The organism is Paenibacillus sp. JNUCC 34 (genome assembly GCF_058269055.1).
This window is the reverse complement of record NZ_CM177770.1, coordinates 3,871,281-3,885,124: the sequence shown is the minus strand read 5'-3', so window position 1 is coordinate 3,885,124 and position 13,844 is coordinate 3,871,281. Positions and strand designations below refer to the sequence as shown.

Sequence of the window (13,844 nt, the reverse complement as noted above, 5' to 3'; positions counted from 1 at the left end):
GTGAAATGTGTCACATTTATTGATCTGGGATGGTGGACATGAGAAAGATATACTATAAACTCATGCCTCAACAACAGAACATGGAGGGATTTAAAAATGTCGGTGATTGAAAAAGAAATTAAAGACATGCAGTCCGGTTGGAGAGGGTTCAAAACAGGAAAATGGAACAGAGCAGTAGATGTTAACGAATTTATTGCGCTGAATATTGATCCTTATTACGGTGTTGATGACTTTCTGGTTGGTCCTACAGCGAATACCAAAGCATTATGGGATATTGTATCGGACCTGACAAAAAAAGAACGGGAAGCGGGCGGCGTGCTGGATGTGGACGTAAACACTCCTTCTACAATCGTTTCGCACCAGCCAGGTTACTTGGATAAAGACAAAGAACAGATCGTCGGGGTACAAACCGATGAGCCATTCAAACGTTCCATTCAGCCGTTCGGCGGCATTAAGATGATGATCGATGCTTGTAACGCTTATGGATTTGAACTTCCGCAAGGCATCGTAGATATGTTCACAAACATTCGTAAAACCCATAACCAAGGGGTATTTGACGCCTACACTTCCGAGATGCGTGCTGCACGTAGAGCCGGTATCATTACGGGTCTCCCAGATGCATACGGACGTGGACGCATTATCGGCGACTATCGTCGGATTTCACTATACGGTATTGATTTCTTAATTAAAGATAAAATGAAAGAGCTGGACAGTCTCGAAGTTGATGTGATTGACGAGAATGTGATTCGTCTTCGTGAGGAACTGTCAGAGCAAATTCGTGCTTTGAAAGAACTGAAACAAATGGCAGAAATGCACGGCTTTGATCTTTCTAAACCGGCAGCAACAGCAAAAGAAGCATTCCAGTGGCTGTATTTCGGTTACTTGGCAGCTATTAAAGAACAGAACGGTGCAGCGATGTCCCTCGGACGTGTATCTTCATTCTTGGATGTTTACATCCAGCGTGATCTGGCTGAAGGCACATTGACCGAAGAAACAGCACAAGAACTGGTTGACCATTTTGTAATGAAGCTTCGTATCGTTAAGTTCCTGCGTACACCAGATTACAATGATCTGTTCAGCGGTGACCCAACTTGGGTAACAGAATCCATTGGCGGTATGTCGATGAACGGCGAAACTCGTGTAACGAAGAACAGCTTCCGCTTTCTGCACACGCTCTACAATCTTGGACCTGCACCTGAACCAAACCTGACTGTACTGTGGTCGGAGAAGCTGCCTGAAGGCTTTAAGAAATTCTGTGCAAAAGTATCCATTGAGACGAGCTCGATCCAATACGAAAACGATGATCTGATGCGTCCGATTTACGGCGAAGACTACGGTATTGCTTGCTGCGTATCGGCTATGCGTATCGGTAAACAAATGCAGTTCTTCGGAGCACGTGCAAACTTGGCTAAAGCGCTCCTGTATGCTATCAACGGCGGCCGTGATGAAAAATCCGGTGTTCAAGTTGGTCCTGAGTTCCCTGCTATTACTGCAGAGACCCTTGACTATGAAGAAGTTATGAAACGCTTCAAGCCGATGATGGAATGGCTCGCGAAGCTGTACATGAACACGCTGAACGTGATTCACTATATGCATGATAAATATTCCTATGAGCGTATTGAGATGGCGCTGCATGACCGTGATATCCTGCGCACGATGGCATGTGGTATCGCTGGATTGTCGGTAGCTGCTGACTCCTTGAGTGCCATTAAATATGCTAAAGTTAAGCCGGTCCGCAATGAGAATGGCATCGCTGTTGATTTTGAAATCGAGGGCGACTTCCCTTGCTACGGAAATAACGACGATCGTGTTGACAGCATCGCTGTTGAACTGGTTGAGACTTTCATGGGTATGATCCGTAAACATAAAGCTTACCGCGACGCACTGCCAACGCAGTCCGTACTGACAATTACTTCGAACGTGGTATACGGTAAGAAGACCGGTACTACTCCAGATGGACGTAAAGCGGGAGAGCCGTTTGCACCAGGCGCTAACCCAATGCATGGACGCGACAAAAAAGGTGCGCTTGCTTCCTTGAGTTCGGTAGCAAAACTGCCTTATGAAGACAGCCTGGACGGTATCTCGAACACTTTCTCGATCGTGCCAAAAGCACTCGGTAAAGAAGCGGATATCCGTGAGACTAACCTGGTAGCCATGATGGATGGTTACTTTGGCAGCAAAGCTCACCATTTGAACGTTAACGTATTTGATCGTGAGCAATTGATGGACGCTATGGAGCATCCGGAAAATTATCCACAATTAACGATCCGTGTATCGGGTTATGCTGTAAACTTCATTAAACTGACTCGTGAACAACAGCTCGATGTTATCAACCGTACTTTCCACGGTTCGATGTAACTTTGTTTAGACCGAAGCGGATACAGAAAGGATGACATATATGTTAAAAGGCCATGTGCATTCCCTAGAAACGTTCGGAACGGTGGACGGTCCGGGTATCCGCTTTGTGCTCTTTATGCAAGGATGCTTGTTAAAATGCCAGTACTGTCATAACCCGGATACATGGGGCTTGAATGAGGGAAAGGAAATGTCGGTGGATGAGGCACTCTCTGAAATTGAACCCTACCTTCAATACTATCGTTCATCCGGTGGCGGACTCACCGTATCAGGCGGAGAGCCTACCCTGCAGTACCCGTTCGTCAACCAGGTTTTCAAGGAAGCGAAGCGCCGCTGGAACCTTCACACGACACTAGATAGCAATGGATACAATGAACCGGAGAAGATTCGTGAACTGCTCGAGAATACCGATCTGGTACTGCTCGATCTGAAACACATCAACGATGAGAAGCATATCGAGCTGACGGGTAAATCGAATGAGCGTACGTTGAAGATGGCTCGGTGGCTTTCTGATAATGGCCGTAAAATGTGGATCAGACACGTATATGTGCCTGGAATTCATGAGCAGGAAGAAGATTTGCTTGAACTTGGACGTTTCATCGGCACTTTAAATGGTGTAGAGAAATTTGAAATTCTTCCATACCATCAGATGGGTGTGTATAAATGGGAAGCTTTGGGTAAAGCTTATCCACTGGAAGGCGTACCATCTCCGACAGAAGAGGAAGTGGCCCGTGCATACCGGTTGATTGAGGAAGGCAGAAGACAGACGCAGCCTGTATCATAAGCGATAAATAATCTCACATCAATACATGAAATATTATCTTATATGACAAAAACCTTGCCATTTACGGCAAGGTTTTTGTATTTTATTAGAGGATTTTATCCCTCATTAAGATAATTATCGATCTTACTAGAAATGAAATCGCTTTCTATAATGAATGTATACACACAAATAAATTTTTGGGAGGGTCAAAACAAATCATGAAGAAAAAGAGCCTTGCATTGATGATGTCACTGCTTCTGGTCACTTCAGCTATTGTGTCTGGTTGCGGTTCAGACAAAAAACCGGCTAAAGGCAGCGATGGAACGCCGGAAGCTAACAATGAACCGTTTGAAATGACGATTCGTCATACCCAAGTCGGTGATTCTAAGAAATTCAGATTGGCCTTGCTTCAGGATGTGGTGAAAAAGACGGAAGAAGCTGTTCCCGGACTTAAGATTAACCTGGATGCTGTTGACTCTGAGGTAAACCGAAAAGAGAAGCTGAGAGGCGAGATGGCTTCCGGGAAACCACCAGAAATTTTTGATGTGTTTGGCAGCCCCGATGCAGGTGTCTATGCTAAAGAAGGTTTGATGCTGGATATTACTCCAATCATTGAGGAACTCGGTATCAAAGATAAATTTACGACCGTTACGACCCTTGATCCATTTACTCGCGAAGGTAAAGTTTATGGTTTGCCAATCGGTGCTTCAATTGAGGGGATCTTCTACAATAAAGAATATTTTGATCAAAAAGGGTTAACGGTTCCTAAATCGCTTACTGAACTCGAGAGCATCGCAGAAAAGATTAAAGCTGACGGCAAAATCCCTTTTGCACAGTCATCTAAAGATGCTTGGATACCATTAATGACAACCAATAATCTGTGGTCTTATTATGCAGGACCTGAAATTACATATGGTTTTAAGACAGGCGAGAGCAAATGGACAGATCCTAAGGTTGTTGAAGGCGTGAAGAAGCATCAGGAATGGGTTCAGAAAGGGTACTACAAGAAAGGCGAGCTTGGATTTGAATATGCGGACATGAGAAACCAGATTATTTCTGGTGAAGCGATCATGATGATGGATGGTTCTTGGGCAAATAGCGTATTTAGAGACCCGGTACAAGCTGGCGATATGGTGGGTAAGATCGGATTCTTCAACTTGCCTCCAGTGAATGAGGGAGATCCCGTTATTACTATGCTGGATGCGAACAATGGATATGGCTTCTCTGCTTCAATTCAAGAGGATCCAAGAAAGATGGCAGCAGTTAAAGAATTCATCAAAAATATGTGGACTGACGAAATGCAGCTTCGTGGTTTGAAGGAAGATGGCGTACTGCCAGCCATGAAGATGGATGTTGCAACGATGAACTCCACTTCCGATGATGCGATTATGCAGGATATTTTCAAGTCGGTCAACGAAATCGACAAATCCTTCCCTGCATTTGATGCTTTGGTTCAAGCAAGCGTGAATACAGCAATAAGCCTTGGAATTCAGCAGGTTATCGGTGGAGAGATTGATGCTGAGCAAATGCTTAAGAACGTGCAGGCGGCTCAAGATTCGGCTAATGAGTCCGAAGGAGAATAGATATACCAAAGTTTAGAAGATAAGGGCGCCACCCGCTTGAAACATGGGGGTGCCTTTTCCTCTAAACATTAGACACAGACTACGGAGGTTACTATGAACAAAGCGCTGAGAAACCCTCTGATTTACATCCTGTTTGTTCTGCCGGCATTCATACTGTTCTTAGCCTTTTTTATTTACCCTATCTACACAGCGATTGATAACAGTTTTACGAGCTGGAATGGGATATCCAAGGACGTTAAGTATATCGGTTTTGATAATTATACCAAAGCTTTTGAAGACGATGCATTTTGGAAATCGGTTAGAAACAATCTGTATTTTATTTTGTTTTCATGCTTTATCCAAGTTCCAGTTATTATTTTCTTTTCACTGCTTATCGCCAATGTTAAAAAGCTGAAGGGGCTATACAAAACAGCAGTTTTTGCTCCATCTATCATGTCCACCGCCGTAATCGGTATTCTGTGGGGGTTCATTTACAATCCGGATTTCGGTTTAATGAATGAAATTTTGGGATTGTTTGGTGTAGAACCGATCTACTGGCTGTCCGAGAAGAAATGGGCTATGATCTCGATTTTGATAACTAACGCTTGGCAGTGGACCGGATTTTATATCGTTATGGTGCTTGCCGCGATTATTTCCATACCTAAAGAATTGGATGAGGCTGCTGCGATCGATGGTGCAACCGGATTTCAGCGGGCCCGTAAAATTACGCTTCCGCTCATCATGCCGATTATTTCCGTTGTCATCATGCTGTCGATCGCAGGGGCTATGAAAGCGGCGGATATCGTACTCGTCATGACCAAAGGCGGTCCTGCGGGTTCTACAGATGTCATGGCAACTTATATGATCCGTTATGCGATTACGAGCTTCCAGCATGGCTTCGGTAATACCATTGCCGTATTGATCTTTATATTTACTATTATCGTAACCGTCGCTTACCAACTTCTGATTGCAAGACGAAATGAAAGGATTGAATACTGATGAGACCAGTCAAAAAATTGATCCCGCACATTTTTCTAATGGCTTACATGCTCGTCATATTATATCCTTTTCTGTTCGTTCTTTTTTCTTCAGTTAAGACAGATAATCAGGCGATCGCTTCAAATCCGTTCGGATTACCAGAAACATTTATGCTAGACAACTATGTGAATGCATGGGTGAACGCCAAAATAAGCACCTATTTCTTAAACAGCTTGTATATTGGAATACTGTCCGCTTGTTTATCGATTCTGTTTGCTGCAATGCTGGCCTTTGCGGTCACGCGAATGAGATATAACCGCATCAGCGCTGTTATTTTTCAGCTCATTCTGATTGGTATGCTCATTCCAAATAATTCACTGCTGCTGCCGATTTATGGCATAATGAAAAAATTGGATATTCTGAACACCCATATGGCACTCATTCTGCCTTATGTCGCCAATGCCATACCATTCTCTGTCATTATTCTCGCGGCATTCATGCGTTCCATTCCGGGAGAAATTGAAGAAGCTGCTGTGATTGATGGATTGAGGTCAGGGGGTTTGTTTGCTAAAATTATATTACCTCTAACTGTTCCGGCCATCGTTACGGTGTTCATTATTAACTTCCTCGGCAATTGGAACGAGTTCCTATTAGCCAACTACTTTATATCCAACGATGAACTGAGAACATTGCCTGTCGGTATGGTCGGATTCCGGGATGCTTATAACACGAACTACGCGCAGATGTCTGCTGGAATTGTGTTCAGTGTTGCGCCAGTCCTGATCATTTATGCCATCCTTCAAGAGAAAATTATTGAAGGCGTTACCGCTGGCAGCGTTAAGGGATAACTTATGATGAAATAGGAGCTTGTGTATGAACCTGAGGAACAAGTTATTCACGGCTTTTTTGGGACTAATAATCATTCCATTGCTTGTACTGGGTTTGTTCACTTTCTTCGTAACCTATAATTCTATCGAGAAAAAATACAGTCAACAGGCAGAGTATTCCTTAAAGGCAATCAGTTACAGCATAATGAATGTATTTGACGAGATGGAAAACGTAACCGACACGGGGATCGTATCTTCGGTATTTACAACAGCATTAAAAGCCGACGATCCCGCTTCTCAGGACTTTATTACCAATTCAGAGCAGTTGAATCTGAATGCGAGTCAGCGGAATTTCCGTAACGTGTTATATAATCATCCGGCGATCAGTTATGCATTTTTATACAATATGAACAAAAGATCGAGCCATGTTCCGATTTTCACCAGGGAGGATTTTGGTGCGATGCCGTTCAGTGAATTCAAAAAAGGCCACCTCTATGAAGAAGTGGTTAAACTGAACGGCGTCCCCAAGTGGATCGCACCGCATGAATACCCGGAGTTTACCGGAACAGAACCTGTATTTACGCAAATCCGTCTTGTGAAAAACATGGAGACGTTCCGTAAAGAGGGAATTCTCGTTGTTCAGATTAAGCGATTTGAATTTGAACGGATATTTCGAAATTTAACGCTGCCAAACAATATTCAGGATACGTCATTTTTACTTGTCAATGATGAAGGGCTGATTCTGTTTGATCCGAAGGAACACAGTGACGGGCAAAATATGAACGCTTTCATGGATAGGGAGATCGATTACGGTTCAGAGTATCAGAGCTTTAAATCAAAGTTTGACGGCGAAGAGAGCGTCATTTCGATTCATAAGCTGGAAGGTTATTCTTGGAGCCTGGTTTCTGTAACGAATTGGGATTCCCTTTCTCAGGAGGTTACCTCATTCGCCAAGTGGTTTATCGTCATTCTCGGTCTCTGCCTTGTTACCGCAGTTGCGTTCAATAAATTTTTCATGAATCGCATTACCGGCACAATTGCGATTATTGTTCGCTTTATGCGGCGTGTGGAAGATGGAGATTTAAGCGCCAGAGTAGAAGAGAAGGGGGAAGACGAGCTGCTTCTCTTATCCAGGGGCTTTAATGATCTTATGGATCGAATCAACCGGTTGTTCGATCAGATTCGCGATGAACAGCGCTTGAAGACGGAGGCGCATATGCGGGTGCTGCAGGCTCAGATTAAGCCGCACTTCCTGTTTAATACATTGGAGTCCATTAATGTCCTTGCTGTCCAGAATGAGGGCCGCAAAGTCAGTGAGATGGTGTGCCGTCTGGCCAGTATTTTACGAATCAGCATTCAGGACAGGGAAGAAATTACACTTGAAGAAGAGATCAAGCATCTGAAAAGCTACTTGGAGATTCAGAAGTTCCGTTTCGAAGACGTGTTCGACTACGAAATTGATATTCCAAAAGAATTGTTGTCATGTCGCATCATGAAGCTGACGCTTCAGCCGCTGGTAGAGAACAGCATTCAGCACGGTTTTGAAGGTATTGATTATAGAGGCATGCTCGTTATCAAGGCATGGAGTGAGCGCGGCAACCTGATTGTACATGTAGAGGATAACGGGCTTGGTATGACCTCCAGACAGCTCTCATTGTTTGAATATATGGTACCGGAAGAGAAAGAGTCACCACAATCAGGAGAGGGAGTTTTGAAACTGAATCAGGAACGGCGTGGACTTGGGTTGAGGAGTGTTGCCGATCGAATTCGAATCCAGTATGGAGACGTCTACGGATTGTTTATATGCTCAAGCCAGCCTGGAGGTACGGTTATACATTGTGTCATACCCAATTACGGCGGGGGGGAAGGACAGCATGCTTAAGGTTCTGCTGGTGGATGATGAAGCACCTATTCTAAACAATCTCAACAAGGTCATACCCTGGAAGGACATAGGCATGGAAGTGATCGGATTGGCCCGAAGCGGCATGGAGGCTCTAGCGCTCGCTGAAGAGCATGATCCGGATCTGGTTTTATGTGATATCCGTATGCCGGTAATGGATGGACTAACGTTTATTACGAAACTAAGAGAAAAGGGAAGCGACGCTGAAATATTTTTGTTGACTGGCTATCAGGAGTTTGAGTATGCCCGGGAGGCGATTAAACTCCGTGTGAAGGATTACATCAGCAAGCCGATACATTACTTTGAGCTAGAGGATCGGATCCGGGAGATCGGTGAAGAAATCCGCAAAAAGAGAGTAAAAGAGAAATATTTTAGTACAGTTTCTCTTATCGACAGCGAACCGAATCCCGATTCGGTAAAAAAGGCTCCGGAACAGCTGATGACATCTGCGTTGGATTATATCAACACCCATTTGGGTGCGGACTTGGGCATTGAGGAATTATCGGAGCACCTTGGAATCAGCTCCAGTTATTTTTGTCTGTTGTTCAAAAACCATGTGGGTATTACCTTTGTCGAGTACCTCACCAAACAGCGCATGGAAGCAGCCAAGTTCCTTCTCACCAACAGTGACAAAAATATCGCTCAGATCGGAGCATTTGTTGGCTATCATGAGCGTCGTTATTTTACTAAAGTGTTCCAAAAGGCGACGGGGATGACACCTTCAGAGTTCCGGGAGGTATGCGGCGGTTCCTCGGTGTTGTAAGATGTGTATAGCAAGATCTGCTAAATAATTTAGAAGGTAGGTTTGTATGATATGGATTGGAAGGTATCGGGTTTAACCTTGGAACAAAAAATTGGACAGATGTTTATCTGTGGTTTTGATGCACTCACACCTAATGACCACGCTAAAAAGCTGATTCAAGATTATCATGTAGGCGGCATCGTGTACTTCCGAAGAAACGTACAAAAGCTATCCCAGCTTTCGGAGCTCTCCTCATCACTTCAGGATTTGGCAGCATCCAGTGGTGAGCCTCCACTTATCGTGGCGATTGATCAGGAAGGCGGTATGGTGGCGAGGATAGATCATGAAGGTATTAGCCGTATTCCTGGAAATATGGCACTGGGAGCGACCGGAAGTCAGGAATATACCTACCAGGTTGGAAAAATAGGCGCCAAGGAGCTTCGTACATTGGGGATCAACATGAACTTTGCCCCGTGTCTTGATGTGAACAACAATTCATTGAACCCTGTCATCGGAGTCCGCTCCTTTGGAGAAGATCCTCAGGCCGTAGCTGTGCACGGTGTGGCTGCTATTAAGGGCTATCAGGAAGAAGGAGTATCGGCAACAGCAAAGCACTTTCCAGGTCATGGAGATACGAGTGTAGATTCCCACTTGGGGTTGGCCTCCGTTCCTCACGAGCGTGCACGGCTGGATCAAGTGGAGCTGTATCCGTTCAAGAAGGCGATTGAAGAAGAGGTTGACGCTATAATGACTGCACATGTCAGCTTCCCGGCTATTGAACCGGACGGTATCCCGGCAACTCTGTCTCATGCGGTGCTTACTGGTTTGCTTCGGGAGGAGATGCGTTTTCAAGGTCTGATCATCACGGACTGTCTGGAAATGCATGCGATTGCAAAAGAATTTGGCATACCAGAGGGGGCTGTTCGCTCTATAGAGGCTGGAGCGGATTGCGTATTGGTCAGTCACACGCTGAAGGATCAGGAAGCCGCTATCCGGGCTGTAGTGGATGCGGTACGCAGCGGACGGATTTCAGAGGAACGGATTGATGCGTCTGTTGAACGTATATTGACCCTTAAGGCGAGAAACACTCATACGGTGAGCAACCTGCCAGCCGTAGATTTTGCCTCAATAAGCCAAGAAGCTAAAGGGCTGTTGTCCGAAATCGCAGGTAAGGGGATTACGCTGGTTCGTGATCATGATCAGCTGCCATTAAATCAAGATGAGTCCGTGCTGGTATACTGGCCGGAGCTGCTTCGTGCCACCCAGGTGGATGAAGCTTGGAGCCGTTCCTTCACACTAGGTGACGCACTTAACGGCCGTAGCGGACGGGTTGAGGAAATTCGTATCGGGACGGATTTGTCGGATGAAGAAGTTGACGCAGCAGTTCAGAAGGCAGGACGCTTTAAGCAGGTAGTCGTCGCGACCTACACATCGGAGAGTAGGCTTCCCGAAGGGCAGCGGAAACTGGTGGAGAAGCTGCTGCAGCTGGATGGGGTTAAACTGATTGTGGCTTCAACCCGTAACCCTTATGATTTGAATGACCTCCCTAATATACCAACTTACTTGTGCTGTTATGAAAATACGCCATATTATATGGATGCTTTAGCCGGGGTTTTATATGGGGAAGTGAAGCCGGAAGGCCGTCTTCCAGTCAGTCTTAGTGATAAGTATATATCAGGTTCGAAGGCATAATATATTCTTTTATTTTCATACGTTTTCAGAGGTCGGGAGTCCTGCTCAGGCAGGAGAAATACCGGCCTCTTCTTTTTCTCCAGAAAAATAGCAACTTTTGTCGATACTTGACGTCTAATAGTATGTCTGTTTAGAAAGAGAGATTCAGAATAACATAGGAGTAAGGAGCAGAGCATGAACTTTAAGAGAATGTCTATCATCACTGTACTCGCAGTGGCACAATTGTCAACGGTTGTACCTGTGAGTGCTCAGTCTTCTGCTGTCATCGTGCCCGGTCAAGTTATGGTTCAATCCGAGGCTGCGAACAGCGGGAATGTAGAACAGCAGCAATCTCAAGAATTGTTACAGCAAAGAGCTAATTCCTCAGAACCTGTAACGAGCCCATCGTTGACGCCAGGTGACTCAGAACCCTTAGAAGAATCGTCACCTGAGGAGAGCACCGATACCGATCTTAACAATCCGGATTCTGGTCAGTCAAATGGTGATGAAGGCGGGAAGATTGACGATACACAATCTGATCAGTCCATACCGGATGACGAACCAGTAACTGAAGAGACAGAGAAGAATGAAGAAGATCAAGTGGATCCACAGGACGATCAGTCCACGAATACGGACGATCCTAAATCAGGCTCTGTAAAATCTTCCACTAATGAGCTTGTATTGCTCATGAACAGTGCCAATATGTACCACAATGGCAAGCTTTATAAGGCAGCCCAGCCGATGGCTGTGAAAAATGGTGTATCGTACATTTCCATCCGTGCAATGGTTGAACGTGTAGGTCTGAAGCTTTCATATAATAATACCACCAAAGAAACCATCATTATAAAAGACGGAAATGAACTGCGTTTTAAAACGAACAGCAGCACTTATAAAGTTAACGGTGAGTCCCGGACGATGAAGGGCCCTTCTTATCAGGTTAATAATACGTTTATGGTTCCCCTCACATCCATTACACAGGCTCTGGGTATTCCTTATAAAGTAAACCAGCCTGAGAAGAAAGTCATATTGGATTTGTCCGGCATTAACGGTAATGATAATGGAGGCGGAACTGTAGATCCTAAGCCGCCAATCACTAATGAGCCAGGCCTTATTTTGATGATGAACAGTGACAAGATGTATCATAATGGGAAGCTGTATATTGCGGGACAGCCGATGGCTGTGAAGAACGGTGTATCCTATGTGGCCATTCGTTCCCTGGTAGACCGTATCGGACTGAAGCTGACTTATGACAGCAAAACTAAAGAAACGGTAATCATTCGCGGATCTGATGAACTGCGGTTTAAGACAGACAGCAATTATTATACGGTGAACGGTGTTAAAACCGCGATGAAAGGTCCAGCGTATCAGACCAAGAACGTGTTTATGGTTCCGCTGACTTCCCTTACACAAGCTCTTGATATTCCTTACAGAGTGGATAACACAAACAAACGTATCATACTTAACTTGGGCACCAAGCCGGTCGCTTCATTTACTGTAGAGAACGATGAGATCTTTGCCGGAAAGACAAAGGTTAAATACAAGACGAATGCTTACTCCCCTAACGGACTTCAAATCATTAACGAGAAGTGGGAAGGCCGAGAGGACATATTCGCTGAACCAGGTAAGAAAACTATAACTTATTACGTACAGGATTCAAGTGGAGAATGGAGTAATCCATATTCAGTGACCATTCAGGTGTTGGCCCCAAACCAACCGCCGGTAGCGATGTTTACTACGAATAAGGAAGAATATAAAATGGGTGAAAAAATCACCTATATTGATCAAAGTACAGACGATGAAAATGCGATTGTGAAGTGGGACTGGGACAATAATCTTTCAGCATTTTTTACACCGGGACCCAAAAAAATCGGATTAACAGTAACAGACAAGCATGGTGCGACGGGCTATTATGAGAAAACGATCATCATTACTGATGAAACCTTGTACACCTGGGATGAATTCAATCAATTGTACACCGAGATTGGTGAGAAATATACTTTTGACGGCTCAAATGTACCTTCCATGGATCTAGTTCCGTATACAAGAACTTCTGAGTCGAGATTGCTTATCCGCAGCAACAGCCCGGAAACGGTTTATACTGAAGGTATTGTATACCGAGAGACTGGTGTCGGGGCCACAAGATTTATGATTCATCATCTGAATGCAACCGGTAAAAGAGTAAAGATGTATGTCGTTGCCACGAACTTCAATGACACAGTAGCATCACTGACAACTGAGCACGTCGGTTTCGGGGGTCCGATTAACATTCCGACGGCTACCGGTAAAGCGTCCGTTCAGAGATATTTCGAATCAATGCAGAGCGGTAAAGATTATCAGAAGATTACACTCCAGCCGGGTGAAAGTAAAGTGATATTGAAAGAGTTAAGTGCTCAATCGATAAAAAATGAGCAGGTTGTATCTATGTTCGCTGATCTTTATAGTGATTCACCAATTCGATATAATATTGTCATGATCGAAGAAAACAAAGATCCGATTCAAAAACTGCCTTTCTTGCAGTTGCATCCGAGTGATGGAATCCATAACCGTGGTACGTATCCAGATGCAACTCGTTTGATTGAATCAAACGAGTTGGTTGGCAAAACACCTGCACGTATATCGATCGCAGATAAAGTGAACGATCCGAATCTGACCGGATACGATGGCATTACTGGATATGAAACGACCAACGCAGGTAATTTCGGTGTCCTTTACCGCATCAAAATGAACCGTGTAGCGCCGAATACTTTGATCTCATTAAATCCGCGCGGAGGAAAGTATATGGGCGTGATTATGGTCAATGGCAAAATTATAGGTGCGCCAAGTTCTGGCGCTGCATCCGCTCCTAACGAAGCTAGTGTTTTATTCCGTACAGGCCAATATGAGCAGTCGGTAGAGATCTTGTTTACAGCTGCCCCAGGCAGCAGCTTGCCGGTTAGTCTTTTGTTCACGCCATTGCCGGAACCCAAATCAAATTAAGTAGATCCTGCGTTAATGAATAGTGTCCCCCGGGTTTCCGCATAAGTGGAGGCAACGGGGGCTATTTATT

Annotated in this window: 9 protein-coding genes; all 9 read left to right on the top strand. The window is 44.7% G+C overall.

Annotation, left to right across the window (positions count from 1 at the left end; all coding sequences use genetic code 11):
* Positions 1 to 96: 96 nt before the first annotated feature.
* The 9 genes from pflB (at position 97) to AC2TF5_RS18220 (ending at position 13,774) form a co-directional block, all read left to right on the top strand.
* Complete coding sequence (gene pflB, locus AC2TF5_RS18260) at positions 97 to 2,358, top strand: formate C-acetyltransferase (protein ID WP_491298584.1); 2,262 nt, start codon at positions 97 to 99, stop codon at positions 2,356 to 2,358.
* 40 nt (positions 2,359 to 2,398) lie between these two features.
* Positions 2,399 to 3,139: a pyruvate formate-lyase-activating protein gene (pflA, locus tag AC2TF5_RS18255; protein ID WP_491298583.1), complete on the top strand. Its 741-nt coding sequence runs from the start codon at positions 2,399 to 2,401 to the stop codon at positions 3,137 to 3,139.
* Between the two features lie 197 nt (positions 3,140 to 3,336).
* Positions 3,337 to 4,701 (top strand): ABC transporter substrate-binding protein, encoded by a 1,365-nt coding sequence (locus AC2TF5_RS18250; protein ID WP_491298582.1) that lies wholly within the window; start codon positions 3,337 to 3,339, stop codon positions 4,699 to 4,701.
* Positions 4,702 to 4,794: 93 nt separating this feature from the next.
* Positions 4,795 to 5,679 carry a carbohydrate ABC transporter permease gene (locus AC2TF5_RS18245; protein ID WP_491298581.1) on the top strand — a complete coding sequence of 295 codons (885 nt, stop codon included), beginning with the start codon at positions 4,795 to 4,797 and terminating at the stop codon, positions 5,677 to 5,679.
* On the top strand, positions 5,679 to 6,506 hold the full coding sequence (locus AC2TF5_RS18240; protein WP_491298579.1) for a carbohydrate ABC transporter permease: 828 nt from the start codon (positions 5,679 to 5,681) through the stop codon (positions 6,504 to 6,506). Before AC2TF5_RS18245 ends, AC2TF5_RS18240 begins: the two co-directional genes overlap by 1 nt.
* A 25-nt stretch (positions 6,507 to 6,531) precedes the next feature.
* The gene (locus AC2TF5_RS18235) at positions 6,532 to 8,367 is read left to right on the top strand and encodes a cache domain-containing sensor histidine kinase (protein ID WP_491298578.1); all 1,836 of its coding nucleotides are present in this window, start codon (positions 6,532 to 6,534) and stop codon (positions 8,365 to 8,367) included.
* Positions 8,360 to 9,148, top strand: a complete 789-nt coding sequence (locus AC2TF5_RS18230) for a response regulator transcription factor (RefSeq protein ID WP_491298577.1) — start codon at positions 8,360 to 8,362, stop codon at positions 9,146 to 9,148. The genes AC2TF5_RS18235 and AC2TF5_RS18230 overlap by 8 nt, the downstream gene beginning before the upstream one ends.
* 51 nt (positions 9,149 to 9,199) lie before the next feature.
* Positions 9,200 to 10,819 (top strand): beta-N-acetylhexosaminidase, encoded by a 1,620-nt coding sequence (gene nagZ, locus AC2TF5_RS18225; protein WP_491298576.1) that lies wholly within the window; start codon positions 9,200 to 9,202, stop codon positions 10,817 to 10,819.
* 174 nt (positions 10,820 to 10,993) lie between these two features.
* Positions 10,994 to 13,774 carry a stalk domain-containing protein gene (locus AC2TF5_RS18220; RefSeq protein WP_491298575.1) on the top strand — a complete coding sequence of 927 codons (2,781 nt, stop codon included), beginning with the start codon at positions 10,994 to 10,996 and terminating at the stop codon, positions 13,772 to 13,774.
* Positions 13,775 to 13,844: the final 70 nt, after the last annotated feature.